The 25,175-nt window shown below is 61.3% G+C and carries 25 protein-coding genes and 1 tRNA gene; 8 read left to right on the top strand and 18 right to left on the bottom strand.

Annotation, left to right across the window (positions count from 1 at the left end):
* Nucleotides 1-20: 20 nt before the first annotated feature.
* The 7 genes from CLV85_RS08175 to CLV85_RS08145 are packed head-to-tail and all read right to left on the bottom strand — an operon-like array spanning nucleotide 21 to nucleotide 5,423.
* Nucleotides 21-392, bottom strand: coding sequence for a hypothetical protein (locus CLV85_RS08175; RefSeq protein WP_100389036.1), 372 nt, complete (start codon nucleotides 390-392; stop codon nucleotides 21-23).
* The gene (locus CLV85_RS08170; RefSeq protein WP_100389035.1) at nucleotides 393-740 is read right to left on the bottom strand and encodes a hypothetical protein; all 348 of its coding nucleotides are present in this window, start codon (nucleotides 738-740) and stop codon (nucleotides 393-395) included. It abuts the gene before it with no gap.
* Between the two features lie 8 nt (nucleotides 741-748).
* Nucleotides 749-1,732: a helix-turn-helix transcriptional regulator gene (locus tag CLV85_RS08165; protein WP_100389034.1), complete on the bottom strand. Its 984-nt coding sequence runs from the start codon at nucleotides 1,730-1,732 to the stop codon at nucleotides 749-751.
* On the bottom strand, nucleotides 1,725-2,708 hold the full coding sequence (locus tag CLV85_RS08160) for a helix-turn-helix transcriptional regulator (protein ID WP_100389033.1): 984 nt from the start codon (nucleotides 2,706-2,708) through the stop codon (nucleotides 1,725-1,727). Before CLV85_RS08160 ends, CLV85_RS08165 begins: the two co-directional genes overlap by 8 nt.
* A gap of 48 nt (nucleotides 2,709-2,756) precedes the next feature.
* A complete protein-coding gene (locus CLV85_RS08155) occupies nucleotides 2,757-3,758 on the bottom strand; it encodes an FKBP-type peptidyl-prolyl cis-trans isomerase (RefSeq protein ID WP_229820220.1) in 1,002 nt (333 codons plus the stop codon).
* A gap of 10 nt (nucleotides 3,759-3,768) precedes the next feature.
* On the bottom strand, nucleotides 3,769-4,755 hold the full coding sequence (locus CLV85_RS08150; RefSeq protein WP_100389032.1) for a tRNA (adenine-N1)-methyltransferase: 987 nt from the start codon (nucleotides 4,753-4,755) through the stop codon (nucleotides 3,769-3,771).
* Nucleotides 4,752-5,423, bottom strand: coding sequence for an HAD family hydrolase (locus CLV85_RS08145; protein ID WP_229820222.1), 672 nt, complete (start codon nucleotides 5,421-5,423; stop codon nucleotides 4,752-4,754). The genes CLV85_RS08150 and CLV85_RS08145 overlap by 4 nt, the downstream gene beginning before the upstream one ends.
* A gap of 64 nt (nucleotides 5,424-5,487) precedes the next feature.
* Between CLV85_RS08145 and CLV85_RS08140 the strand changes: the two genes are divergently transcribed.
* A complete protein-coding gene (locus CLV85_RS08140) occupies nucleotides 5,488-6,423 on the top strand; it encodes a proteasome assembly chaperone family protein (RefSeq protein WP_100389031.1) in 936 nt (311 codons plus the stop codon).
* A gap of 59 nt (nucleotides 6,424-6,482) precedes the next feature.
* On the opposite strand, the gene CLV85_RS08135 is transcribed toward CLV85_RS08140, so the two are convergent.
* Nucleotides 6,483-7,334, bottom strand: a complete 852-nt coding sequence (locus tag CLV85_RS08135) for an undecaprenyl-diphosphate phosphatase (protein ID WP_100389030.1) — start codon at nucleotides 7,332-7,334, stop codon at nucleotides 6,483-6,485.
* Nucleotides 7,335-7,358: 24 nt separating this feature from the next.
* Nucleotides 7,359-8,690, bottom strand: a complete 1,332-nt coding sequence (locus CLV85_RS08130) for a M20/M25/M40 family metallo-hydrolase (protein WP_100389029.1) — start codon at nucleotides 8,688-8,690, stop codon at nucleotides 7,359-7,361.
* A gap of 152 nt (nucleotides 8,691-8,842) precedes the next feature.
* Between CLV85_RS08130 and CLV85_RS08125 the strand changes: the two genes are divergently transcribed.
* From CLV85_RS08125 to CLV85_RS08110, 4 genes are all read left to right on the top strand, one after another.
* A tRNA-Leu gene (locus CLV85_RS08125) sits at nucleotides 8,843-8,926 on the top strand.
* Nucleotides 8,927-9,157: 231 nt separating this feature from the next.
* Entirely contained in the window at nucleotides 9,158-9,724 is a 567-nt protein-coding gene (locus CLV85_RS08120; RefSeq protein WP_100389028.1) for a PadR family transcriptional regulator, read from the top strand.
* Between the two features lie 36 nt (nucleotides 9,725-9,760).
* On the top strand, nucleotides 9,761-11,461 hold the full coding sequence (locus tag CLV85_RS08115; protein ID WP_100389027.1) for an ABC1 kinase family protein: 1,701 nt from the start codon (nucleotides 9,761-9,763) through the stop codon (nucleotides 11,459-11,461).
* A 267-nt stretch (nucleotides 11,462-11,728) separates the two neighbouring features.
* Complete coding sequence (locus CLV85_RS08110; protein ID WP_100389026.1) at nucleotides 11,729-13,246, top strand: SulP family inorganic anion transporter; 1,518 nt, start codon at nucleotides 11,729-11,731, stop codon at nucleotides 13,244-13,246.
* Nucleotides 13,247-13,311: 65 nt separating this feature from the next.
* Here CLV85_RS08110 and CLV85_RS08105 read toward each other — a convergent pair whose 3' ends face one another.
* The 3 genes from CLV85_RS08105 to CLV85_RS08095 form a co-directional block, all read right to left on the bottom strand.
* Nucleotides 13,312-14,031, bottom strand: coding sequence for an endonuclease/exonuclease/phosphatase family protein (locus CLV85_RS08105; RefSeq protein ID WP_100389311.1), 720 nt, complete (start codon nucleotides 14,029-14,031; stop codon nucleotides 13,312-13,314).
* Between the two features lie 38 nt (nucleotides 14,032-14,069).
* Complete coding sequence (locus CLV85_RS08100) at nucleotides 14,070-15,347, bottom strand: APC family permease (RefSeq protein ID WP_100389310.1); 1,278 nt, start codon at nucleotides 15,345-15,347, stop codon at nucleotides 14,070-14,072.
* Nucleotides 15,348-15,438: 91 nt separating this feature from the next.
* The gene (locus CLV85_RS08095) at nucleotides 15,439-16,377 is read right to left on the bottom strand and encodes a J domain-containing protein (protein WP_100389025.1); all 939 of its coding nucleotides are present in this window, start codon (nucleotides 16,375-16,377) and stop codon (nucleotides 15,439-15,441) included.
* A gap of 121 nt (nucleotides 16,378-16,498) precedes the next feature.
* Here CLV85_RS08095 and CLV85_RS08090 point away from each other — a divergent pair, with 121 nt between their 5' ends.
* Nucleotides 16,499-16,984, top strand: a complete 486-nt coding sequence (locus tag CLV85_RS08090; protein WP_100389024.1) for a glutathione peroxidase — start codon at nucleotides 16,499-16,501, stop codon at nucleotides 16,982-16,984.
* 11 nt (nucleotides 16,985-16,995) lie between these two features.
* Nucleotides 16,996-17,280, top strand: a complete 285-nt coding sequence (locus CLV85_RS08085; RefSeq protein ID WP_100389023.1) for a GNAT family N-acetyltransferase — start codon at nucleotides 16,996-16,998, stop codon at nucleotides 17,278-17,280.
* Nucleotides 17,281-17,345: 65 nt separating this feature from the next.
* On the opposite strand, the gene CLV85_RS08080 is transcribed toward CLV85_RS08085, so the two are convergent.
* Complete coding sequence (locus CLV85_RS08080) at nucleotides 17,346-18,917, bottom strand: transporter (RefSeq protein ID WP_205030342.1); 1,572 nt, start codon at nucleotides 18,915-18,917, stop codon at nucleotides 17,346-17,348.
* The gene (locus CLV85_RS08075) at nucleotides 18,899-19,672 is read right to left on the bottom strand and encodes an ABC transporter ATP-binding protein (RefSeq protein WP_100389022.1); all 774 of its coding nucleotides are present in this window, start codon (nucleotides 19,670-19,672) and stop codon (nucleotides 18,899-18,901) included. Before CLV85_RS08075 ends, CLV85_RS08080 begins: the two co-directional genes overlap by 19 nt.
* A 124-nt stretch (nucleotides 19,673-19,796) precedes the next feature.
* Between CLV85_RS08075 and CLV85_RS08070 the strand changes: the two genes are divergently transcribed.
* The gene (locus CLV85_RS08070) at nucleotides 19,797-20,318 is read left to right on the top strand and encodes an RNase H family protein (protein WP_100389021.1); all 522 of its coding nucleotides are present in this window, start codon (nucleotides 19,797-19,799) and stop codon (nucleotides 20,316-20,318) included.
* 79 nt (nucleotides 20,319-20,397) lie between these two features.
* Here CLV85_RS08070 and CLV85_RS08065 read toward each other — a convergent pair whose 3' ends face one another.
* The 4 genes from CLV85_RS08065 to CLV85_RS08050 all read right to left on the bottom strand — a co-directional run bounded on the left by CLV85_RS08065 (nucleotide 20,398) and on the right by CLV85_RS08050 (nucleotide 25,081).
* Nucleotides 20,398-21,696: a M18 family aminopeptidase gene (locus CLV85_RS08065; RefSeq protein ID WP_100389020.1), complete on the bottom strand. Its 1,299-nt coding sequence runs from the start codon at nucleotides 21,694-21,696 to the stop codon at nucleotides 20,398-20,400.
* A gap of 79 nt (nucleotides 21,697-21,775) precedes the next feature.
* Nucleotides 21,776-23,095 (bottom strand): GNAT family N-acetyltransferase, encoded by a 1,320-nt coding sequence (locus CLV85_RS08060; RefSeq protein ID WP_100389019.1) that lies wholly within the window; start codon nucleotides 23,093-23,095, stop codon nucleotides 21,776-21,778.
* Between the two features lie 21 nt (nucleotides 23,096-23,116).
* Nucleotides 23,117-23,866, bottom strand: coding sequence for a DarT ssDNA thymidine ADP-ribosyltransferase family protein (locus CLV85_RS08055; protein ID WP_100389018.1), 750 nt, complete (start codon nucleotides 23,864-23,866; stop codon nucleotides 23,117-23,119).
* Between the two features lie 51 nt (nucleotides 23,867-23,917).
* Nucleotides 23,918-25,081 (bottom strand): GAF domain-containing protein, encoded by a 1,164-nt coding sequence (locus tag CLV85_RS08050; RefSeq protein WP_100389017.1) that lies wholly within the window; start codon nucleotides 25,079-25,081, stop codon nucleotides 23,918-23,920.
* Nucleotides 25,082-25,175 lie beyond the last annotated feature (94 nt).

Raw genomic sequence — 25,175 nt, 5'->3', positions numbered from 1 at the left:
ATTGGGCGCACAGCGCGGAGTTAGCGGGACGGCTTCTTCTCTCGGCTGAATTCGCCGTGGAACCACCGCCGTGGCTGGGCGCCGAAGCCCATCAATACGTAGTCCGAACGACCGCGGTGTTTCGGGTGATAGAGCACGACGGCGGGTTTTTGCAGCAATTCGGTATCCCCCGCGCTCACGATCGCTTTGACGATCACGCGCTCGGTTCCCGCGTTGTCGGTGTAGCGCACCGCGATTCGAGGTAGTCGTCGACCGCGGCTCTGAAGACTGCTCGAACCGATAGTTTGAGCGCCCGTGGTGAGAAGGAGCGCCCGAATTGTGCGGCGCCGCAGCCAGGTCGCAAACCAGAGCAGGGCGATCAGGATGAAGCCGGCGGCGAAAACCCAGCCCACCTACGACCAGCCCTTAGGCCACTGCATGATCGACGCATCGCGTTGTGTAATCGTTCTGCCGCGCTCGAGGCGCCGTTCTCGCCGAGCTTCCTTAAGCTCGAGACGCCGGCGTCGCTCGGCCTCGTGCCGGTCACGAATCTCTGCCATCTCAGTGAGAATCGCGATCTGAGGCTTCGAAATCTTCCCTGATTCCACGTCGAGAATCGCAGTCTTGTCTACGACATCCGAGAGGTCACTCATCAATGCCATCGCCTTGCGAAACAGCACCCACGCCATGACCACGAGCATGATGAGAAGAGCGAGCACAAGGCCCACCCAGATCAACAGCCACCCCCACCATGCGATCATGTCGTCACCTACTGCTCTTCTGCATACTGCTCGGCGCCAGCCTGTGCCCACCGTGCCACGGCTTCGCGTGCTTCCGGAGGTGAGACAACCGTCACGACGCCCGGCAGGCCAGAGATCAGTCGCTTGAGCCCGTGGAAGTGCGGAACGCGAACGGTAGTGCGCACGCGATCTCTGGCAGCAACTCGTGGCGCGTCATCGGCCACGTAGTCCCCCAGCAGGCCAATGGCGCTGGGCACAACCTCGATGCCGACCTCGATATCTTCGTCTGAGGTGTCAAAGAGTGTTTCGGGAAGATTCACATCGCCGGCGGTGTGCGTAATCGCCTCAGTAGTCATTGCTGGCTGCGAGATGCGGTCAAGGCGGAACGTTCGTACGTCTTCGCGAGAGTGACACCAGCCACGCACGTACCAGTCGGCATCCACAGATTCGACCCGGAGCGGGTCAATACGACGACGCTCAGACTCGCCGCGCGAGTTGCGGTAATCAAATTCGATCTGGGTGCCCGCGGCAACAGATTCGCGGATGAGGGCCAGCGTTTCGTCGAGCGCGCTCGATTCCACCGCTACCGCTGTCGGAGCCGCCGATGCGCCCCGGGACAGCTTGGAGGTGAGCGTGGCGATGGCTTCGCGATCCGCATGCTCGGGCAGGCTCGAAAGGTACTGCAAGCCGGCGATCAAGGCCGATGCTTCGCGGGCGGAAAACCGTGGCGAATCATCGATGGCAACCAGCTGGGTCAACACGATCTGATCGTTGTCTTCGAAATCATCCCAGGCGATGTCGAACAGGTCGCCTGCTTGATACGTGGCGGTTTCTCCGGGAATACCAGACACCGCTATAAGGCGAACGGCCTCGCGAATCTGCTGTTCAGGAACACCGAAGTGCTTCGCGGCTTCGGCAACGCTGACTCGGTCACGATCCATCAAGTACGGCACGAGAGCGAGCAGGAAGACCAATTTGTCTTGCGCGCGCAGGGGCGGAATCTTGTTAGCCATGGTCTGCCACCGTTCTCGTGAGGCGCTCAATCACTGCGGAGCGCAGGGCGGGTGGGGAAATCGCGACGACCTCGGGACCGAAGCTGGCAAGCTCATCCGCGAAGATATTCAGATCGGTGAAGTTCACTTCGAGGCGGCAGTCCGGGTGCATCACTGCGCCGCGGCGTTTACCGAGCCGGGTGGCTGCGTCGGTTCCTGGCTCTACACGCAAGAGCGCAACGTTCGACTGCCAGACCTCTTCCAGCCCGGCGAGGGCTTGCGCTGTTGCATTATCGGTGGGGTAATCGAAAGTCTTTTTAGTGCGCTGGATGCCGCTCACCATGCGACGGAGCAAAAATGTCTTGAAGGTGTCCGTTGCAGGATCTTTCGCATACAAGTGCCACCGCCCTTGATGTTGCACCAGCGCGAGTGGCGCCACGAGACGCGTCGTCGAGGTCTGCTCCCCCGGCTTCAGATACTCGAAGTTCACGAGTACCCGGCGGTCCATAGCTTCGCGCAGTGGCTCGAACGCCTCGTCGCGAACGCGCACTTGGGGCGCGTAGCTCAGAACAGGCTCTGCGGTTTCGATGCCGAGCGACCGCAGCTTAACGATTGCCCGCCGGGAGCCCTCAGAGAGCGATCCTTCACGCCACACCATCGCCGCGAGACCAAGAAGTGTCGACTCTTCTGCAGAGAAGGCGATGTCGTCAGGAAGCTCGTAATCTACGCGCGGGATACGGTAGCGAAGGTTCTGGTTGTTACCCGCTTGCTCGGGTGGCTCGATTGTTTCGAGCGGCACCCCGAGCTCACGAATATCGTCTTTATCGCGTTCGAACTGTCGCTCGAGATTGGCGTTATCGCCCGAGTGTACGAACCGCTGGCGATAGCCCTGAACGGTCGACAGTATCTCGCTCTTGGTGAGTCCATTCTCGGTAGAGAGCAACGCCAAAACGAGGCTGAAGAGCCGTTCTTCGTTAGGAACTTTCGGTGCTGGCACGAGTCAAATCCTTTTGTCTCTGACACCCGGCCGTGTCGTGGGTAACGGTTACTGCTCTTGAATTCCGAGGATGTCGAACACGAAGACCAAGGTCGCCCCGCTCGTGACGCCGGTGGGCTCTGAACCCGGGGCGAAGCCCACATCCGGAGGCAGCACTACGAGAACCTGCGATCCAACGGTCTGGCCAACGAGGGCGTCAGCGAGTCCGGGCGGCAGACCGCTCTCCGACGTCGCGGTGCTCTCGACAAGGAAGGTGCCGGGAACACCCGAGTCCTCCCAGCTATTGGTGAACGTGGCATCTGCGCCCCACTCAATTCCGCTGACGTGCATGACTGCTGCGTCGCCCTCGGTGATCTTCTCGCCAGAGCCAACCTTGAGGGCCGCGTATTGAAGCTCGGAGGGAGCGTCGCCGGTCGGGAAGGTGAAGCCAGGCTGGCCATTCGGAGCCAAGACGATGGCGGGAAGTCCGGCCGGAGCGGGCTTGCTCACACCGTCAGCCTTACCCGGGAAGCGTGATTCGACGTCGCTCACCATGACGATGGCGTCGTCTTCGGCAAGCGCGAGCTGGTTTTGCGCAATGTTCTCGGCACCAAGGATGTCGCCAGCGGCGCCCACTGTGACGATTCGCGAGCCCACGGTTGAGCACTGGGCGATCTCACCGAAGATCGGCTCGCGCTCGGTGACGGGAACGCGAAGACCCGCAGTGTCGTGGCCTGTTGAGATGAGCTGGTCACCCGTTGCCGCGTCGTAGATCGTGATTTGAATGGTGGCAACATCGCCGGCATTGAGTTCTTCGCCGTCGCCGACCGTCACGATGGTGTTCTCGAGGTCAGACGCCACGAGAGGCGTGGGAAACTCGGCCTCGGGGTCTGCGCTGAACTCACCCGTAGTGGTGACCAACGCGGTGTTGGCACCCGACGAGTAGATCGGAGTGCAGTCCGCGAAACTCAACGGACCATTGGCACAACCGGCCAACGAAACAACAACTCCGGCACTCACGGCCACTACTGCAAGCTTGCGCACAAACACTCTTTTCATCGACACAGACATCGTCAACACTCTACCGGTCAGTCGTCGCGGCATCGGCCGCCTTTTTCGCTTCGCGTGCGGTCTTTCGCAGGCGCTTGGCGCTGGAATTACGGTCGCCAAGCGCGCCGGGGGTCCAGGCCTCGACATCCTCGTCCTTGAAGTCCGACTTCGAAGCGCGACGCTTGAGCTCGGGAAGAACGGAACCGGGCGCGAGACGGCGGGCCGTCATCAAGAAACCGGTGTGGGCAACCATGCGGTGATCGGGGCGTACAGCCAGTCCCTCGACGTGCCAGCCGCGCACCATGGTCTCGCTGGAATCGGGTTCCGTGAAGAGCTCAGTGGAACGGATGGCTTCCGCAACGCGCGACAGCTGGGTCACGGTGGCGATGTAGCAGAGCAGTACACCGCCGGGAGTGAGAGCTTCAGCGCACTCCTCGATGCACTCCCAGGGGGCGAGCATGTCGAGCACAACGCGGTCGACCGAGCCCGGTTCGACGGATGCTGGCAGCTGCTCCTGGAGGTCACCAACGGTGACCGACCAGTTGTCGGGCTTCGCGCCCAAGAATGCCTGAACGTTGGATTGAGCGATCTCAGAGAACTCTTCACGACGCTCGAAGGAATTGAGCTTGCCGCTTGGCCCGATGGCGCGCAGCAGCCACAGCGACAAGGCACCGGAACCCACGCCGGCCTCGACAACATGAGCGCCGGGGAAGATGTCGGCTTGCCCGATGATCTGCGCTGCGTCCTTCGGGTAGATGATCGCGGCACCGCGCGGCATTGACATCACAAAGTCGGTGAGCAGCGGGCGCATCGCCAAATATTCGATGTCGTTCGTGCTGACGACGACGCTGGCATCCGGCTGCCCGATGATCAGATCGTGGCTCAGCACTCCGCGGTGCGTGTGGAACGCTCCCCCAGCTTCGAGCGTCACGGTGTTGAGCCGACCCTTCGGGCCAGTCAATTGAACGCGGTCTCCCTCGCGAAAGGGGCCGCTCTGTCGTCGGAATACGTCGCTCATCGCGTGGTCACCTTTGCGTGAAGTTCGGAGAGATGGTCAAGAGTTCGGCCTTCGAGAGTCGGCCACAATACGTGGGTTTTCTCTTCGGGAATGTCAACCATAAAGGGCACGCCGATCACGGTGGCGCCCGAGGCGTAGGCAGATGAGGCGCCGGGAGGTGAATCCTCGATCGCCACACAGTCGGAAATCGCGACCCCAAGCGCTGCTGCGCCCATGTGGTACGGCTGCGGGTGAGGCTTAGCGTGCTCGACGTCATCGCCCGTGACCACGGCATCGAAGCCGTGGAAGCCAAGGTTCTCTACGACATGCTGAGCCATGCGGCCGATCGACATCGTGACGAGAGCGGTCGGGACTCCCGATTCACGCAGCTCCGTGAGCAATTCGCGTGCCCCCGGGCGCCACGGAATACCGAACTCCTTGAGCTGGGCCATGACGCTGTCGGTGAGTTGATCAACAATCACCTGCGCGTCGAGGGTCACGCCCTTCGTTTGCATCACACGGGCAGACTCCAAAAGTCCATTGCCGACACACGACATGGCATCCTCATGGGTCCACTCGCCGCCGAAGGATTCAACGACCCTGATCTCGGCCGAAATCCAATAAGGTTCTGAGTCAATGAGCGTGCCGTCCATGTCCCACAGGACGGCCGCTGGAGTGGAGTGAGTCACAACGCACCATCGTAGTTCTATCCTTGACTAAGCGACATTCGTGGCATGCACCCCAAGGAGACCTGTGACTAACACCCCATTTGCGAACGGACGACTCCTCGTCGTTGCCTTCGAGGGGTGGAATGACGCCGGAGAAGCGGCCAGCGGTGCAGTGCGATCGCTCAAGGAGCAGCTCGACGTTTATCCCATCTCCGAAGTTGACCCCGAAGAGTACTTCGACTACCAGTTCAATCGCCCTGTGCTTTCTCACGACGACGACGGCAACCGGGTGCTCACGTGGCCCTCGGTCACCATGTACGGTCCGTCGCGGCCCAACGCCGCTCGCCCCGAGAGCATTGCGGCGGATGCCGAACTGCAGTTGAGCGCCAACAATCAATCGAACATTTACCTTCTGCTCGGCACTGAGCCGTCGCGTTCGTGGAAGGCTTTCGCTCGCGACATCCTCGAGACCGTTGTGGATAACGGAATCACCTCGATCGTCTTTCTCGGCGCAATGCTCGCCGACGTGCCCCACACTCGACCGATTTCTGTGTTTACCTCGAGCGAGAACGCTGGCGTTCGCACGGCTCTCGGTATCGAGCGCAGCACGTATGAAGGGCCCGTCGGCATCCTGTCGGTGTTGGGGCAGGCGGCAGAAGCCAGCGGCATCACCACGATGTCGATCTGGGCATCCGTGCCGCACTACGTGCACAACGCCCCGTCGCCCAAGGCCACGCTTGCGCTCATCGACAAGCTTGAAGAAATCGTGGATGTCGTGATCCCGCGCGGCGAGCTCGTCACCGACGCCGCGGATTGGGAAACCGGCATCGATGCTCTTGCAGGTGAAGACGAAGACATGTCGTCGTATATCGAGCAGTTAGAGAAAGCCCGCGACACCGTCGATTCGCCAGAAGCCAGTGGCGAAGCGATCGCTCAAGAGTTTGAAAAGTACCTCCGTCGTGGCGACGACAAGCCCGACCAGGGCGCCGCTGGTGACGAACCGTGGCGGGGCAAGGACTAACGCCACCCTGACGATCGTTCGTTGCTGAGCCCGCGGTCTCTGAGCAACGATCGTGGTGACTAGACGGGCTGGATGACGCCGAGCGACAACAGCACGAAGAGCGCGACGCCTAGAACGACGCGATAAATCACGAACGGCAAGAACGACCGCTTCTCGATATAGCGCATGAGGGCTGCAATCACGACGTAGCCGACGACGAACGCAATCACTGTGGCCACGGCGGTTTCGGCATAGGTGAAAACTTGAGCTGGTTCACCGAAGCTGTGCACGAGTTCGTAGAGTCCGCTGCCAAATACCGCGGGGATTGCGAGCAAGAATCCGAACCGAGCTGCCGCAGGCCGTGTGTAACCGAGCGCGAGACCTGCCGTCATCGTCGATCCCGAGCGCGACACGCCAGGAACGAGCGCGAGCATTTGCGCGAGGCCAATCGTGATGCCATGGCCGTACGTCATTTCGTCGAGCGCACGAGTGCGCTTTCCGAGATAATCGGCGATTCCCAAAATGATGCCGAAGACGATCAGCACGGTTGCGACGAGCCACAGCGAGCGGAACGTTGAACGGATGTATTCCTGAGCGAAATAGCCCACGAGAACGATCGGGATGGTGCCGAGAATCACGAGCCAGCCGAGGCGAACATCCGGATGGTTCTTGTCGATTACTTCGCCGTGAGCGCCGCCGCTACTGCGGAACTGCTGAAACCAGCGGCTCAGAATGCGTGCAATGTCCTTGCGGAAGTAGAGGATGACAGCGAGCTCGGTGCCCAACTGGGTGATTGCCGTGAATGTCGCGCCGGGGTCGCTCGCAGAGGGTAAAAACTCGCCCATAATGCGCAGATGGGCGCTCGAGGAGATGGGAAGAAACTCCGTGAGGCCCTGAACAAGCCCAAGAATAATGGCCTCGATAAAACCCATGGAGCGCTCCCGATCAGCTAAGAACTAGTACTTGAGAAGCAGGTCTCCCAAGACCTGCCTGCCAAAGACTAATGCGTCTAGCGGCACTCGTTCGTCAACACCGTGGAACATCCCCGGGAAGTCGATTTCCGGCGGCAGCTGGAGGGGCGCAAAACCGTAGCCCGTGATGTCGAGCAGCTTGAGTGCTTTGTTGTCGGTGCCACCCGACATCAAGTACGGCAGCACGGGGGCTCCGGGGTCGAAGACTCCCAAGCTGTTGACCATGGCGTCGACCAGAGGGCCGTCAAAACTGGTTTCGAGCCCGATGTCGCGGTGCATCATCTCGATCTCGATCTCATCCGGCAGCAGCGCACGCACTTGGGCGAGAACCTCATCCTCTTCGCCAGGAAGGGTGCGGATGTCGACGAGCGCTTCAGCGACGTCGGGAATCACGTTGTGCTTGTAGCCAGCATTCAAGAGCGTGGGGTTGCTGGTCGTGCGCAAAGTGGCCTGCAAGAAGCCGGAAGCGGTGCCAGTAGCGAGAATCAGCTGGTCGGGGCCGACCTCTTCGGGATCAATATTGAGAATGCGTGACAGCTCAGCGATGAGGAGCGTCGTGGTGTCGGTGAGGCGAACCGGCCATTCCTGACGGCCAATGATCGCGATTGCTTCGGCGAGTTTAGTGACCGCGTTGTCGCTGATGACGCGCGAACCATGGGCAGCCATGCCGCGGGCGGTCAGCTTGATCCACATGAGCGCCTTCTCCCCCGTTTGCAAGAGATAGGCGCGCTGACCTTGAAGATCTACCGAATAGCCGCCCACTTCGCTGATGGCTTCTGTCGCACCCGCAAAAACTTCGGGGTGCTTCTGAACCATGAAGTGTGACCCGTATTCGCCGCCATTTTCTTCGTCAGCGAAGAACGCGATCGTGAGGTCGCGAGCGGGGCGTTTGCCGGCGCCCAGAATGTCGCCGAGAGCGGTGACGATCATGGCATCCATGTTCTTCATGTCGACCGCGCCACGGCCCCACAGAAGGCCGTCTTGAATGACTCCCCCGAACGGATCGACGGACCAGTTCTTGGGATCTGCAGGCACCACGTCGGTGTGGCCGTGCAGAATCAGTCCGGGGCGTTCGGCGGCATGAGGGGCTGATGACTCGGTGTCGTAGCTTCCCTCGACCTTGGCGATCACCGTGGTGCGACCCTCAGCGGCGTTGAAGTACTGGGTAGTGAGACCCATGTCTTCGAGCAGTGCGCCCAAGTATTCGGCGGCTACCGTCTCGCCGTTCGATCGACCCTCCCCGTAGTTGGAAGTATCAAATCGGATGAGATCTTGCGCGATGCGCGCGGTGCGCTCAAGTTCTGGCTCAGAAGTCATAAGGCCACGCTAGCCGTCTCGTCAGCAAAAATCTGCACGCCACGGCAGGCGAAAAAGGGCTTCGCGGGGGTCAGGAAAGCGATGTGTGTTTTGGTGCTCAAAAAGGGTGCTATTCTCTTATCTCGGCGGTGCTCCTAGAGCGCCGCAGATGCGCGCGGATGGCGGAATTGGTAGACGCGCTAGCTTGAGGTGCTAGTGCCCGAAAGGGCGTGGGGGTTCAAGTCCCCCTTCGCGCACAGCGAATGATTCGGACACCGAATCAGTAAGAAAAGTGAAGGCCGACAATCAGATTTATCTGGTTGCCGGCCTTTACTTGTTTAAGCCGTTCGTGCGAGTTTTTTCGCAATCAAGACTCTTTTCCTTGGCTGCTAGTTGGCTGGGATCCTCACGATCGTGAAAGTTAGCGATGTATCGTTAAGTATCGGCAGGGCCGCTTGTGCCCCGCATCCACCGATTGGAGGATCAGCATGAATAACTCATTCGGAACCAGTGGCCACAACTCGCGCCGCTCCTTCTCTGACGCTTTTGACACGGCCGGCCAGGGGCTGTGGGACGCGCTCGATAACGTGCGCTCAGAATTCGAACGTCGCGTAGCACCGCGCATGGGCCGTGGAGACGTTCGCGTCGCCATCCTGTCGCTGCTCGCCGAAGAGTCGATGCACGGCTACCAGATCATTCGCGAGATCGACAAGCGCAGCAACGGTGCGTGGAAGCCCAGCCCCGGATCGGTTTACCCCACACTGCAGTTGCTCGCCGACGAGGGACTGATCGAAGCTCACGAGGCTGAAGGTAAGAAGACCTACACGCTCACCGAGAAGGGTCATGACGAGGCCCAGGCTGCTCGACCCGCTCCGTGGAAAGACGCGGACACGCAGGGAACGACACGGCCCACAGCCCTCCCGCGTTCCGCAGCCAAACTCGCGGAAGCAGTCGTGCCGATTATGCGCACCGGCACCCCCGAGCAGATCGATGACGCCATAACGATCATTGATGATGCGCGACGTAAGCTGTACGCAATTCTCGCTCAGGACTGATCGGACCCGCCGCACCGTCGGCTCAAGGGAGATGTAATGACCGACACCCGACAGCTGCGCGCCCGCTACCGGCGGATTCTGCGCTTCGCTGCCCGGTACATGGTTCTGGAGTGGTGGTTCGAGCTTGTGCTGCCGCGCTTCGGGCTGGAGCGGATCGCCGCTCGGCGTCGTCTTGCTCGTGCGGCTCACATCGCGCGCAACTTTCACGGGCTAGCCGTTGACCTCGGCGGTCTCATGATCAAAGTCGGTCAGTTCATGTCATCACGCCTCGACGTACTGCCGGGTGAAATCACCCGCGAACTTGAGGGACTGCAGGACGAAGTGCCGGCTGTCGACTTCGCGCTGATCAGAGAGAGCGCCGAGCGCGAGCTGGGCTTGCCGCTGGAGCGCGCCTTCGCTCGGTTTGATCCCACGCCGGTTGCTGCGGCATCCTTCGGTCAAGTGCACCGTGCCCGCTTGACTGATGCCGAGGCCAGTGACGTCGGTTTTGCGGATGTCGTCGTGAAAGTGCAGCGACCAGGGATCGCCGACATCATCGACGTCGACCTCGCAGCGCTGCGCCGCGTTGCAGCCTGGCTGAGCCGTGTGCGCTTCGTGTCGAGCAGAGTAGATCTCCCCGCGCTGCTGGAAGAGTTCGCGATCATCAGTCTGCGCGAAATTGACTATCTCAATGAGGGCAGCAACGCCGAACGTTTCGCCGAAAACTTTGCTGATGATGTTCGAGTGCAGGCACCCGAGGTGGTGTGGGAGCGCTCGACTCGACGCATCCTGACCCTCGCTGATGCCACCGCTATCAAGATCAACGATCACGAGCGACTGCGTGCCGCGGGAATTGATCCCGCAGAAGTTGCTGATGAACTGTCGCGGGCAATGTTCGAGCAGCTCTTCATACACCGGTTCTTTCACGCTGACCCGCATCCGGGCAATATCTTCGTGACACCGACCGACCCCCAGCGTGCTGATTCCTCGACGCCTGATTGGACGCTCACGTTCATTGACTTCGGGATGATGGGCGAGGTTCCCGAAAACCTGAGTCGCGGCCTGCAGCGCCTCATTATTGCTGCGGCAGCGCGTGACGCCCCGGGACTAGTCGCCAGCGTGCGCGACATGGGAATCCTGCTTCGCACAGCGGAGACGGCGCCGCTCGAACGAGCCATGGGCGAGCTCTTCGATCGTTTCGGTGGCATGGGCTTCACCGAATTGCAGCAGGTTGACCCTCAAGAGTTTCGTGCGTTTGGCAACGAATTCAGTGAAGTCGTGCGCACGATGCCGTTCCAGCTACCCGAAAACTTTCTGCTGATCATCCGCGCGGTCTCAGTCACGTCGGGTGTCGCGAGCGACCTCAACCCCGCTTACAACGTGTGGACCGCGATCGAACCCTTTGCGGCACGACTAGCGCGAGACGAAGGCGGCGGCACCGTACGGGAGTTCGCCAAACAGGCGCTTTCCTCGGCCGGCCTCATTCTTCGCTTACCGCAACAACTCGAGAGTGTCGCAACGCTCATGCAGCGCGGCCAGCTGGCGGTCGAGACGCCCAGTGCCGATAAGCGACTTCGGGCAATCGAACAGCTCGTGCGTCGGGTGCTGTCTGCCATCCTGTTCACCGCACTCCTCATTGGCGGTATCTTGTTGCGCCCTACCGACCCCACTGTGGGGCTCGTTCTCATGATCGCCTCCGCGTTGCCGCTGGCTCACGCTCTCTTCGCCGGAGTATTCGCTCGAAACCGCCTCTTCTAGCCGATCAGCCAGAGCGCCCCGCACGTGTACTGGGCGTGTACGGGGCGTGTTCTGCACTGGCTGGGAGTCACCCATGAATCTGCGTGATCGGCTATCGTGGAAAAAGGTTCGCGCTCTTATGCTGCCAACCACCCTTGTCTAGTCGGAGAACAGCCGACTCGTAGTCGGCAGTGTTGCTGGCGTATAGCCGTGCCGGATAACCAGGTGCTCGGCTCACATCACATCGTCAGTCGCGCATTCTCGCGGCTCCTTTAGTAGGAGAACCTCATGGCCATCACGCAAGCAAATCGCGCCGACCGTTATCGAGCGGAGCCCTCTGTCATGACGGCCCTCCGCACTCCCCGCATCCTCACTCGTGAAGTGCTTGCCGGGCTTGTGGTGGCACTCGCGCTGATCCCCGAGGCAATCTCGTTCTCGATCATCGCCGGAGTCGACCCCCGGGTTGGCTTGTTCTCCTCGTTCGTGATGGCCATCTCGATCGCATTCCTTGGTGGACGTCCGGCCATGATCACCGCCGCCACGGGAGCCATCGCTCTTGTCGTAGCCCCGGTCGCTCGTGAGTTCGGCATGGATTACCTGATCGCCACCGTCATCCTGGGTGGGCTGCTTCAAGTCTTGCTTGGCGTATTGGGCGTCGCAAAGCTCATGCGCTTCATCCCGCGCAGCGTGATGCTCGGCTTCGTCAATTCGCTCGCCATCCTCATCTTCATGGCTCAGCTCGAGCACCTCTTCCACGTGCCGTGGATGGTGTACCCGCTCGTAGCAGTCGGGCTCGTAATCATGGTGCTGATGCCACGCTTCACCAAGGTGATCCCTGCACCTCTCGTAGCCATCGTGCTGTTGACGATTGTTACCGTCACCTTCGCCATCGCGGTCCCGACCGTCGGCGATCAGGGCGAACTCCCCCGCAGCCTGCCCGAGCTGTTCATCCCTAACGTTCCATTGACGTGGGAGACGTTGCAGATCATTGGCCCGTTCGCTATCGCGATGGCACTCGTTGGTCTTCTGGAATCGCTGTTGACCGCCAAGCTCGTGGATGACATCACCGACACCCACTCGCGCAAAACCCGCGAAGCCTGGGGCCAAGGTGTTGCCAACGTACTCTCCGGCCTGTTCGGCGGAATGGGCGGTTGCGCAATGATCGGCCAGACGATGATCAACGTGAAGGCTTCGGGTGCTCGCACGCGTATCTCGACGTTCCTCGCGGGCGTCTTCCTGCTCATCCTTGTCGTCGTTCTCGGCGATGTCGTTGCGATCATCCCCATGGCGGCCCTCGTCGCCGTCATGATCATCGTGGCTGTCTCGACCTTCAACTGGCACAGCGTGAGCTGGTCCACGCTCAAGCGCATGCCGAAGAGCGAGACGACCGTCATGGTCGCGACCGTGATCGTCGTCGTCGCCACCGAAAACCTCGCGATCGGCGTTCTTGTCGGCGTCGTCGTGGCCATGGTCGCCTTCGCACGTCGTGTGGCTCACTTCGCCACAGTCGAGCGCACGCTCCCCGAAGACGAAGCAGTGCCGACCGCGTACTACCGCGTCAATGGCGAACTTTTCTTCGCTTCGAGCAACGACCTCACGACCCAATTCGAGTACACGGATGACCCCGACCGCGTGATTATCGACATGTCGAACTCGCACATCTGGGATGCCTCGACGGTGGCCGCGCTCGACGCGATTACGACAAAGTACGAGCGCCTCGAGAAGCGCGTGATCCTGATCGGCATGAATGAAGCCAGCCAGTACATGCACGAGCGTCTCGCGGGCAACCTTGGCGGCGAAGGCTAGCTAGCCACACCACAGACTCACAGTAACGAAGAGGGGCGCAGCGAAAGCTGCGCCCCTCTTCGTCGTTAGTTAGAGAATGTCTCGGCGGGCGACACCGTGGACTTGTGCGTATTCGTGGAGCCGTAAGACGCGGTTACCAAGATCGGCAAGTGGTCCGAGGAACCGCGCGGCATCGTTTCTACGCCTTCGATGGTGAACCCTTGAGAGGTGACGAAATCGAAATGGCCGCGGAAGAACTTGTAGTTGGTATAAGTGGTGCGGTCGCTCAGAGACAGGTCATAGCCGGTCTTGTTGACGCGCTGCGTAAGCCCATCTTTGAAGAGCGGATAGTTGTAGTCGCCGAGCATCAGCATGGGCGCACCCGCGCCAAGCTCGGCGAGCATTCCGTGGGCGGCCTTGATCTGGTTGCGGCGCAGCGAATTGAGTGCTGTGAGCGGTGCCGCATGGAACGACGCGACAACAAGCTCATGCCCCGTTTCGCGATCCACGAGTTGGGAGCCGACGAGGCGTTCCGTCGTGGGCGTGAAAACCCGGTCGTGAAGCGACTTCTTGAGTTCGAATGCCTGGCTCTTGCGATGCTCATAGCGGTCGCGACGGTAATACACCGCGAGCCCCAGGCGATTATTTTTTGTGGAGTCAGCGAGATGCAAGTTGCCGATTTCTTCGGGCAGCTGGGTAGAGATCGCTTCTTGGAGGCACAGCACGTCGAGGTCGGGGGTGTGCGAGAGAGCTTCGAGCTCCGACGCCGCCTTGTGCTTGCGGAGGTTGTAGCTAATTGCGCGAATCACGAACCGATAACCCTCTTTCTTAAGAGAAAACTAGCCTATGTTCCATGGGTGAAAACTGGCCGAGACTGGCGATTAGAAAGCAAACGTACAGGAATCCCGACTGCCAGAACAACGACACCAACGGCGATGCCGATGAACGGGACCGTAGCGACCAGCAGCAAACACGCGATCGCGCCGAGGATGTTTACTGCACGCGGGACACGACGCTGTGACGCCGGCTGCGTGTACGCCGCAACGTTCGCGACGAAGTAGTACAGCAGCACTCCGAACGAGGAGAAGGCGATCGCCCCGCGCACGTCGGCGATCAGAACGATGACGATCACCAGCGCAGCGACAACGAGTTCTGCGCGGTGAGGAACCGAGAATGTCGGATGCACGGCATCCAGCCACCGCGGCAGATCGCGTGTGCGCGCCATGGCGAGCGTGGTGCGCCCAATCCCCGCCATGAGCGCGAGTAATGCTCCCAGCGAGGCGAGAGCGGCCGTTATTGCCACGAGGGCCGATGCGTCGCCCCATCCCGTAACTGACAGCAGATCGCTGATCGGGGCCCGAGAGGTCGCGAGCTTGTCGGGGCCGAGAACCGTCAGAAGGGTTGCCCCGACCGCCGCGTAGAGAACCGCTGCAATGGTGAGGGCTCCCATGATGGCGCGAGGGATGGCGCGCTGGGGATCGCGTACTTCCTCTCCCAGCGTGGCGATGCGAGCGTAGCCCGCGAAAGCAAAGAAGAGGATGCCCGCCGACTGCAGAACTCCGTAGGCCTGGGGCGCCCCTGACGCTGTCTGCACGGCCGACGGGCTCGTCGAGGTATCGCCGGAGATCAGGACCAACGCTATGACGCCGACCAGCACGGCGACGACGAACACGACGATGAGCTTGGTCGCTGATGCGGTGCGGGTTATTCCGCGCAGATTGACCGTGGTCACGATAACGACGGCCAGCACGGCGACGAGCCTCTCAGAGCCTGCGGGCGCAACATACGCGGCACAGATCAACGCCATGGCTGCACAGCTTGCCGTCTTGCCGACCACGAAGGACCAGCCCGCGAAGAATCCCCACCAGGGGCCAAGTCGTTCGCGCCCGTAGACATATGTGCCACCGGCCACAGGATAGACCGCCGCGAGCTGCGCACTCGCCGAAGCGTTGAGCCACGCCACGAGAGCCGCGATCCCCAGCCCGATGAGTAACCCCGAGCCCGCAGCGAGAGCGGCCGGCGCGAAGGCCGCGAAGACGCCAGCACCAATCATCGAACCCAGTCCGATTACGGTGGCGTCGAAGACGCTGAGCCGTCGTGCCAGCGGGGCAGTGGTCTTCACGTGCACACCCTACTCCCACGAAGAATCGTGAGCGTTTAGCACGGAGAGATTGCGATGAACGATCGATAAAGAGGGGGTGAACCGCGAACCGCTATTCGACGAAGCGGATGCCGCTAGTGAGTCGAGTGCGCACGTCGAAGAGTTCGTTGCCGCCAATGTCGCGCCCGCGGCCGAGCTCGGGGCCGGTGCGAAGTAAGTGCGCCAGCACGCTTTGCCGCACGACAACGGCGGGTTGCCCCTTGACCGTTCCGAGCGAGATCTGGGGTTGAGCTAGCGCGTCATCGGGCACCACGATCACGAAACAGGTGAAGTTGACCTTCAGCTGGCGGCTGATCGACTTGGCCCGCGCAGCTAGCTCGTGCATGGGCTTCTCTGGTGCGACGGCGGGGCCGATGAGTTCGCCGCGGCGAACCTTTACTTCGCCACCGAAGTCTTCGGAGAGCATCGCGAAGAGGCCAGTGGGGCCCAGCACGATGTGGTCGAGTTTGCGCTCCGGCGGCCCGGTCGAAACGTCGTGCCAGATCGTGTAGCCAATGCCCAGATTGCTCACCGTTCGAGCGGTAGCTTCTTCAGCCAGGGCATCCGCGAGCGTGCGTCGAATTTCACGTGGAGCGCTGCGAACGAGGGCGGGGTCGTAGGGGTCGTCGAGCGTGACGCCACGACCGACCCACTCGCGCATGCTGTCGAGAAAACGTTCGCGACGCCAACCCCCCGGATGCCCGTGAGTGCGGGCGCGAGGGCGGGAGTCTTCGCGCGCTGCTGTCGACGGTCGTGAAGAGAAGGGCGAAGATCCTGCCGTGGTGCTGTGGGTGTTCGTGCGGGAACCGGCGTCGTAGCGACGACGCTTCTCTGGGGTGCCCACGCGATCCCACGCATCCTGTACTGCAGCGAACTTGGTCGGGTCTCCCCCGGTGTCGGGATGCGTTTCTCGAAGTGCTCGACGGAACGCCTTCTTGAGTTCGACTTCGGTCGCCGATGCCTGAACACCAAGTACGTCGTACGCACTCGCTGACATGGGGCTATCGGGCATGAACTCACTCTCGGTGTACCGCGCGAAGCGCGAGTGCAGAAACTCCCACTTTAGCGAACGTCGCTGGCAACTTTCGGGATGTCGTGGGCGGGCGTTCAGACTGCGGGCGTAGTTTTATAGCGTGACCGAACTCCGAAATATTCCCCTCACCACTATTGATGGCAGCGAAACGACGCTGGCCGATTATCAAGACAAAGTGGTGCTCATCGTCAACGTGGCGTCGCGTTGTGGCCTGTCGCCGCAGTACGAGCAGCTCGAGCAGCTGCAGAAGACCTACGGAGACCGTGGTTTCACGGTTCTCGGATTTCCCAGCAACCAGTTCTTGCAGGAACTGGGCAGCGAAGATGCCATCAAGGAATACTGCACGATGACGTGGGGTGTGACCTTCCCCATGTTTGAGAAGGTCAAGCTCAATGGCAAGTCAGCTCACCCGCTGTACGCCGAGTTGAAGAAGACTGCTGACGGTGCCGGTAAGGCGGGGCGGGTCGCGTGGAACTTTGAAAAATTCTTGGTGACGCCCGGCAACGAAGTTAAGCGCTTCCGTCCGACTGTTGTTCCGGATGATCCGGCCATCGTCGGTGCAATTGAAGCCGCCCTTCCCGCCTAGGCTAGAGAGTTATGGCTACAGACTTTATTCACGAGAAGGATGCTGCCCGTTACGTCATGAACGTCGACGGTGCGCTTGTCGCTGTGGCGGATTACCGCACCAACGGAAGCTCCATCTCGTTCAATCACACGTACACGCAGCCGGCCCATCGGGGAAAAGGTTATGCCGCAGACCTCGTGAAGTTCGCGGTCGACGACGTCGAAGCGAATTCGTCGCTGCGTGTGTTGCCGATGTGCTGGTACGTCGCTGAATGGTTTGACCGCAACCCCGAGCGGGCTGAACTGCTGTCTCGCTAACGCCGCCCCGCCTCGGTGCCGCCTTTGTGCCGAAGCGCTCTGTCGGGCCGCGAGGGCAGCATCCGCTATTTCTGACGTTGCAACTGCACCAATAGCTCGGGACCGCGATTGTCGAGCATCGTTCCGCCGACGCGCACCCCGATGACGAGAAAGACACTGCTCAGTACGAGCGCGACGGCTAGCGCTACCCATCCGAGGGGTTCGTTGAAAGTGGCGAACCCCACCAGTGCGATCACCATTTCGGGCAGCGCGAGCACGGCGAGAGCCGTCCACGACGCGAACATCGACAGCATCAGGGTGAATCCCCCGCCTGGCCGGGCCTTGAACGGGTTCTCGCCCGGAGCCGGAACCGAGAACGCGAAACGCCCCGACACGAGCGACGACAGTGCGAGCCCGGTGACGAGCAGACCGAGCGAGATGCCGAGCATCCCCACCAGGCGGTCTCCGCTATCGCTGATCCACACGCTTGCCACCGTCAGGATGATGGTGGTGGGTACTGCGAACACGCTCACCGCGATCACGCGTCCCCAGCGGTCGGCGCGCCCGCTCACAGCCGTCTGTAAGTGCAAACTGAAGGCTGTGTTGTCGTAGGAGACATCGGTGTAGATAGACATCCCGAGTAACACCGCGACGATGGGACCAACGAAGAGCAGTCCGCTGAGATCGCCACTGGCTCCGGTATAGAAGAAGACAATCGCTGGCACGAGCGGAACGCTGATGAGCGACTGGGCGTAGCGAGGGTCGCGTGCCCAGTACGTCAGCGACCGGGCCGCAACGGCGCCTGTCGGAGTTCCCGAGAACACCGCAAACCAGCCCAATCCCCGTCGGGCTCCCCCGGTGGCCGTTGAGACGGCTGGACGTTCGAGCGCGCGGTCGAGAGCCCAGCGCCAGACAGCGGTGGATGCCACCAGAGTCGCGATACCGACGAGGGCGTGGAGCGCAGCGAGTCCGGGGCGCCCCGTAGCAAGATCGCCGGGGACCGCCCAGATCGCGCCGAACGGAGTCCAGGACACGACATCCGAAATGATCGGCAGGAGGGAACGGAATTCGCGAAAGAGAGTCGACACCGCCAGGATCGCTGGGCCGAGCAGCAGCAACGGGATGAGTACGAGAACCGTCTTTGCTTCTCGAGCGCGGCGCCCCGACGAGATGCGCACCGTGAGCGCTGCGAGCATCCGAGAGCCCACAACGCACGTGAGCGCACCGATAATCGCGCAAATTACCGCAACGACGGCGATTGCAGGCGTGTGCCACCAGACGAGGCTCGTCGCCAGCGCGGCCAACGTCGTGATGATGCCGGGAACGCCAAGCACGCCGCTGATAGCGAGGGCGAGCAGTAACGTACGAATCGGGATAGGGAAGGTCGCTAGCTTCGCGGGTTCGACGGTCTCGTCGATACCTGAACTCAGGAGGGGCAAGAAGGTCCACCCCAGAACCAGTACAGCGCCACCTAAGACCGTTACGGTGCGGCCCAATTCCTCGGGGGCTGCGCTCAAAAAGAGCAGGCCGACGACGGCGAGGAACAGCATGGCGAGGCCGTACATGGTGCCCAGCCCTACAGCGACCGCTTGCCACGGGCTGCGGATCAGGGAATTGGCGAGCAGCCGAAAGCGCAGCCTTATGAGATGCGCAACCATTCCGGGCCCTTTCCGTGACGGCGGCCACCGACGAGCTCGACGAATCGATCTTCGAGCGTGGACGACCCGCGCACTTCATCAGTTGTTCCGGATGCCAGCACTCGGCCATCGGCGATGACGGCGACATGGTCGCACATCCGTTGCACGAGGTCCATGGCGTGGCTCGACACGATGACAGTGCCGCCGGATTCCACGAAGCCATGCAAAATGTCGCGGATATTGGCTCCAGAAACCGGATCGACTGATTCGAACGGTTCGTCGAGTACGAGCAACTGGGGTGCGTGAATCAGCGCACAGGCCAAGGCAATTTTCTTAGTCATGCCGGCGGAATAGTCGACGACGAGCGTTCCACTCACGGAGTCGAGGTCGAAGAGGTCAAGGAGATCGGCAGCGCGTTCGGCCACGACAGTGCGCTCCATCCCGCTCAAGAGGCCAGCGTAAGTGACCAGTTGGAGCCCCGTGAGGCGATCGAAGAGTCGCACGCCATCGCTCAATACGCCGATTCGACGTTTGGCGTCAACCAGATTGCTCCAGACATCGAGACCGTGAACGGAGACCGAGCCGGCGTCTGGGCGCAGCAAGCCAGTGGCCATGGAGAGGGTGGTCGTTTTGCCAGCCCCGTTAGGGCCGACGAGGCCAAAGAACGAGCCGCGAGGCACGGTGAGGTTTACGGAATCAACCGCAAGTTTCTCGCCAAAGCGCTTCGTCAGTCCAGTGATTTCGAGCGCGGGGGCAAGAGGCGGGTTTTCGGGCACAGGTCTACCCTAAAACCGATCTGCGCTCAGAGCATGGAACGCCGCAGAATCTGTGACGATAACCAGCTACTAGAGTCGAGGGGACGCGATTTTTCTGACTTCGCGAGCTCCACGAAAGGGTGACATGACGATTACTGCTGCTGCTGATGGCTCCGCGCTCGGCAACCCCGGCCCGGCTGGATGGGCGTGGTACGTCGACGACAACACGTGGGCTGCCGGTGGCTGGGATCATGCCACCAACAATCAGGGCGAGCTCATGGCCGTGCTGCAACTGTTTCGCGCAACGGCGCACGTCGATGATGACCTTCTCATCCTGTGCGACAGCCAATACGTGATCAACTCCGTAACCAAGTGGATGCCCGGCTGGAAGAAGAAGGGCTGGCGCAAAGGCGACGGTAAGCCCGTCATGAACGTTGATCTCATCAAACAGATCGATGAAGCCATTACTGGTCGTCGCTACCGCTTCGAATGGGTGCGCGGGCACGTGGGGCATCCGCTCAACGAAGCCGCCGATGTGAGGGCTCGAGGCGCAGCCGAAGCGTTCCAACGCGGAACGGTATGCCCCGTCGGACCTGGTTACCCCGGTGCCTCGGCCACGGATGCAAGCCTGCCTGGCGCAGCGGACGAGATCGCTCCCCTGTTCTAGAGCGCGGTGCTGTCGCGGGGTGTTCCGCGCGACAGCACCAACGCAGTCGCACTGTGCGACTGCGTAACTGCGTGAGGGCTTACTCCGGCGCGAAGAACGCGGCGATTGCGTTGCTGAGCGCGATTGGGTCGGCGACGCCACACATTTCACGCGCTGAGTGCATGGAGAGCAGCGGCAAACCTACATCGATGGTGCGAATGCCGAGACGCGTAGCGGTGATTGGGCCGATCGTGGATCCACAGGGCATGTCGTTATTGGAGACGAACTCTTGGTACTCGACGCCCGCTTGGCGGCAAGCGCGAGCCCACTCTGCGGCGCCGGGGCCATCAGTGGCGTAGCGCTGGTTAGCGTTGATCTTGAGAAGTGGTCCTCCGCCTAGGCGCGGACGGTTAGCGGGATCGTGGCGCTCCGGGTAGTTGGGGTGTGCAGCGTGACCGGCATCAGACGAGAGGCACCATGACTCGGCGACAGCGCGCATCCGGTCGGTTTCAGAACCGCCAAGACCGGCGCTAATGCGAGCGATGAGGTCGGCAAGGAACGGCCCACCGGCACCCGATCGTGAGGCCGAGCCAATCTCTTCGTGGTCGAAGGCAACGAACAGCGGAATCTGGTCGAGCTTCGTGTCGAGCCCCAGAAGTGCGACGAGACCCGCGTGCACTGACGACAGATTGTCGAGGCGTCCGGAGGCAAAGAGGGCGTCATCGAGACCGAAGACGGCGGGAGCCGCGGTATCGGCGACGACGATGTCATAGCCGTCGATGTCATCCGCCGAGCGGTTCGTGGCTTTAGACGAGAGGATGGATGCGAGGTGGCCGAGCACGTCGGCGTCGTCGCGTTCGCCGAGACCAAACATCGGGTTCATGTGCGCTTGACGCTTGAGCGTGAGCTTGTCGTTGACGCCGCGATCCAAGTGAATAGCCAACTGCGGGAACCTCAAGAGCGGTCCGGTACGCACCAGTTCAGTGCTGCCGTCGCGGAAGGTGACTCGTCCCGCAAATTCGAGCTCTCGGTCAAGCCACGAGTTGAGCAGCGGGCCGCCGTAGATCTCGACGCCAGCCTGCAATACGCCTTCCGAGCCGGTCGTGGGCTTCGGCTTCAGCTTGAAACTCGGCGAGTCAGTGTGAGCCCCAAGGATGCGGAACGGGGTCGTGCCGACAGCCTTAGTCGGCTGAACCCACGCTGCGATCGCACCATCACGAATGACGAAGTACTTAGCCGCCTTGCGTGTGCGCGAGCCGTTCCAGTCGTCGGCTTCATGAAGCTGAGTGAAACCAGCCTCCCGCAAGCGGCGAGCGGCTTCGGCTACCGCATGAAACGACGACGGCGAAGCGGCGACAAAAGAAGCAAGATCATGGACGTGATTCAGGGCAGCAGTCATGCGCCTATTCTCGCACCCCTCGCCGAGCCTTTCCTCCCGCGGTGCGTGTCGCCAGTGCGCCTGCACGGGCGGCGACTGACTAAAACCAGACGCTCAACCAGGGAGTGGTCGGCGAGTGGAAAATACGCTCGATAGCGGCTCCCGCGCCCGGATTGAGTTCACCAATGCGACCGGCAGCAATCAGGGATGACGCGGACACTCCCCCGAGGTACAGCGAGCTGAGTTCATTCACTGAGAGTGACACTGCTGGTACGCCTTCGGGAAGATTCTCTACGCGGCTGGCCGTTGGCATCCCCTGATCGTCGGTCTCCAGCACGTACCGACCGTTCGCGAAGCCGAGTTCGTCACTGACCTCGAAAGCGATCATGCCGGCGCTGGAATACGATCGAGCATTCAGCGAAGCCGGTACATCGAGGATGCGCAGCCAAAGGTGATCGATGGGCGACACCCGTGCTGCACGCATGTCGGAAAGCAGCCACAGCAGAGGTTCGTCGACCGAACGCAGTTCTGCTTTGACCTCACGAACGAGGTCGACCTCGAGGACGTAACGCCAGAGTGCCTCATACGCTTCCGGAGTTTCGGCGAGCAAGTAGTCGACCGTGAGTTTGTGGTTGGTGAAATCGAGGCCTCCACCGGTGACCCGATATACGACGAACCCGCGCGGAGTGCCGTCTTCGTCATCGAAGCGAACCACTCGAGTGTTTTTGGTGTACTCCTCGTCACCGGGCGCCGTTCCTGCAATCTGCTCCCAACGCAACGGCCAGACATTGATCTGGCCGGGAGTAGAAAGTCGGATGCGTTCGAACACCGTGGGAGCTTCGGCGACAAATACCGAAGGTGCAACATGCTGGAGCACACCGCGACGTTCGCGTACGGGAATCGTGGCCCGTGTGGTGTCGATGGTGAGGTCGGCAGCGAACACCGCTTGACCGAAACCGAAGCGGCCGTAAATTGTGGATTCAGAGACCGTGAGGGTGGCCATCGGTAGTCCCATATCCACAGCGGAACGCAGTTCGCCTTCCAGCAGGGCTCGGGCGATACCGCGACGCCGGTGAGTGGGCGACACCGTTACCGAACTAATGGCCCACGCATCGATACTGCGGTTTCCCGGAACAGTGACCTGTTCGGTCCAGGAACTCACCGTGGCGACCGGAACCTCTGGGGCAACGAGACGGTCATCCCAGACGCCGACAGTGCGGCGGTACGTGATGCCGGCGAAGCCCGAGTCGATCTGCTCTTTCGACATCGCGGGGCCGTGAAAACCGCGGGAGTCAGCCTGAAACCATGCCTCGAAGGCAGCGCGATCGGTGGTATCTACGAGATCGTACTGAAAACCGCTCGCCGCGAGGGAAGCAGCCGACGTGGGGTCAACGGGGTGGTGAGCAAAATCGTTGGTCATGCACCAACGCTATCGCGAACGTTACTGAATGAACCATGGCGGGTAGACAGCGACCTTGGTCTTGAACGAAGCGCCATCAAGCAACGCCTTAACTCGCTCGCGGGCCTTGTCGCTGGCAACGCCCACCAGCTGAACATCGTCAAAGGCGAACGAGCCATGGATAAGCACTTCAGCGTCATCGGTGAGCTCATCGGCGCGCAAGTTACCGAGCATGCGGGTGATCGCAGTCTCGTCCGTTGCAAAGCGCGTGAGACTAGCGGCGGCATCGCCGTCGGCGAGTACTGCGTCGTCGCCGAGCGCGCGTACGGTGCTCACGAGAAAAACGAAATCTGTGGGGGTAGCGGTGCGGGCGGCATCCGACCAGCGAGGCTCGGTTGCACCAGCGCGAAGCTCGCGCCAGGAAGTGGATTCCGGAACCAAGCTAAACGGAACATAGCGGTCGACGGGCTCGCCCGTGCTCAACGCTGCAGCACTCCGAAGCTCGCGGGTCAGCGGAGAACTGATATCAAGAATCGAATCTTCGATCGAAGCTGCAGCAACAAGCTGGCCTTCGCGAAGAATGCTCTCAAGGTTGCTGATGTGAGTGACGTGATAAACACGCTGATCCGAGAGCGAAGGCACCTTGGCGCTCGAGGCGCGAGGCGTTCCGGGAACTCGCTTCGAGCGAGAAGGGCTGCTGGCACGGGTTACAGGCTTAACGGGGGCTGCCTTAGGAAAGCAGGAATCGCACAGGCCGTTTTCAAAACCGTGGATGCACTCAGTGCCAGACATAGGGTCCTCTCTCGGAGTTCAGAAATGACCTCCGTATCCAAGGTACGGCAATTATCGACGTCGTATTGCCGACTCTGCACGTCGAGCGAGTTCACGAAGGAGTGTTTCGTGGCTCAGATCGAAGCGCCGTGGCCCAGTGTCGAAGACGCAGACTGCCCCCACGATGTCGCCGTTCGGTGCGGCAATGGGATAGCCAGCATAGAAACGGATGCGCGGCCCACGCACTACCCACGGGTGCTCAGCGAACCGCTCGTCTTTCAGGGTGTCTTCGAGCACTACGAGGCTGCGAGTAGTGAACGCGCGGCTGCAAAACGCACCGGCTTCATCACGCCGCATGTCCCCCACACCGGATGTCGAGGTGAACCAGTGCGCTTCTTGATCATGGAACGTGACTGCCGCTCCAGTCGTATCAAAGAGCACTCGGGCAGAGTTCATGATGGCGGTCAACGAGGTCGAGACCGACGCCTTGGTGAGTGAAGAGCCGTCGAAGCGAGCGAGTGCAGGGGCCGTCGAAGCAGCCGAAGCCGGCGGTAACGCGACGCTGGCAAGCTCCGCCGCCACTGTCGGTGCGAGCTCTTTGGCCCAGTGAGCGTAAGTCGGACTGTCGAGAGAGATCGCGGTTGTGCCCGCCCTTGCCGTGGTCGGAACATAGGTGACGCTGGGGCGCGAAGAACACAGCTGCTCGCTGATCTTGTTGAGGTTTCGGATATTGCGGTTCACGATCGTCAGCAGCGGCGCGGGCAGGGAAACGAATTCATCGATGGGCGCAATACCCAAGAGAAAAGTGTGGAGCGCACCGCCACCTGAATCCCGGATGGTGTCGAGCAACGCAGTCAGATTGCGTCGCCAGCCAAAGAGCGAGCGGAACCGCAAAACCTCGCCACCGCCCAGCGTTAATACGAGTGCGTCGAAGCGATCCAGGCTAGCCCAGTTGACTACTACGCCGACATCGGCGGCAGACATGGTCGGGTCTGAGACGATGTCGACACTGCACCCTCGACGGGTCAGTGCAGATAGCTCCCGTGCGAGATGGCCTCCGAGGCCGAGCTCGTGGGTATGCACCCCGAGGCCGGATGACTTCCCGGGCCCCACCAACAGCACCTTGTCGGGATCAGGCCCGATGGCTTCGGCGCGGGGGTCATCGCTTGGCGCAATCAGGGCGCGCCACCGTTGCGGATAGACCGCAAGCCACAGAGTAATTATTGGCCACGCCAATAGCGCAGCATAGCTACGAAGCAATCAATTCCCCACCCGAACGCCCAGACACGGGCACCCTAGGCTGCTCAGTATAGAGCTGAATACTTTTCAA

It is taken from the genome of Salinibacterium amurskyense (assembly GCF_002797685.1).
Taxonomy (GTDB): Bacteria; Actinomycetota; Actinomycetes; order Actinomycetales; family Microbacteriaceae; genus Rhodoglobus; species Rhodoglobus amurskyensis.
The sequence above is the reverse complement of the archived record's forward strand: the minus strand, read 5'-3'. Positions and strand labels throughout refer to the sequence as shown.

Excerpts from the sequence above, each read along its gene's own strand:
- CLV85_RS08065 (WP_100389020.1), bottom strand. The coding sequence starts at position 21,696 with ATGACTGCTGCCCTGAATCACGTCCATGATCTTGCTTCTTTTGTCGCC.
- CLV85_RS08110 (WP_100389026.1), top strand. The coding sequence starts at position 11,729 with ATGGCCATCACGCAAGCAAATCGCGCCGACCGTTATCGAGCGGAGCCC.
- CLV85_RS08170 (WP_100389035.1), bottom strand. The coding sequence starts at position 740 with ATGATCGCATGGTGGGGGTGGCTGTTGATCTGGGTGGGCCTTGTGCTC.
- CLV85_RS08095 (WP_100389025.1), bottom strand. The coding sequence starts at position 16,377 with ATGCCCGATAGCCCCATGTCAGCGAGTGCGTACGACGTACTTGGTGTT.
- CLV85_RS08130 (WP_100389029.1), bottom strand. The coding sequence starts at position 8,690 with ATGACTTCTGAGCCAGAACTTGAGCGCACCGCGCGCATCGCGCAAGAT.
- CLV85_RS08150 (WP_100389032.1), bottom strand. The coding sequence starts at position 4,755 with ATGAGCGACGTATTCCGACGACAGAGCGGCCCCTTTCGCGAGGGAGAC.
- CLV85_RS08055 (WP_100389018.1), bottom strand. The coding sequence starts at position 23,866 with ATGTCTGGCACTGAGTGCATCCACGGTTTTGAAAACGGCCTGTGCGAT.
- CLV85_RS08155 (WP_229820220.1), bottom strand. The coding sequence starts at position 3,758 with ATGTCTGTGTCGATGAAAAGAGTGTTTGTGCGCAAGCTTGCAGTAGTG.
- CLV85_RS08115 (WP_100389027.1), top strand. The coding sequence starts at position 9,761 with ATGACCGACACCCGACAGCTGCGCGCCCGCTACCGGCGGATTCTGCGC.
- CLV85_RS08135 (WP_100389030.1), bottom strand. The coding sequence starts at position 7,334 with ATGGGTTTTATCGAGGCCATTATTCTTGGGCTTGTTCAGGGCCTCACG.
- CLV85_RS08070 (WP_100389021.1), top strand. The coding sequence starts at position 19,797 with ATGACGATTACTGCTGCTGCTGATGGCTCCGCGCTCGGCAACCCCGGC.
- CLV85_RS08060 (WP_100389019.1), bottom strand. The coding sequence starts at position 23,095 with ATGACCAACGATTTTGCTCACCACCCCGTTGACCCCACGTCGGCTGCT.
- CLV85_RS08120 (WP_100389028.1), top strand. The coding sequence starts at position 9,158 with ATGAATAACTCATTCGGAACCAGTGGCCACAACTCGCGCCGCTCCTTC.
- CLV85_RS08080 (WP_205030342.1), bottom strand. The coding sequence starts at position 18,917 with ATGGTTGCGCATCTCATAAGGCTGCGCTTTCGGCTGCTCGCCAATTCC.
- CLV85_RS08085 (WP_100389023.1), top strand. The coding sequence starts at position 16,996 with ATGGCTACAGACTTTATTCACGAGAAGGATGCTGCCCGTTACGTCATG.
- CLV85_RS08165 (WP_100389034.1), bottom strand. The coding sequence starts at position 1,732 with ATGGCTAACAAGATTCCGCCCCTGCGCGCGCAAGACAAATTGGTCTTC.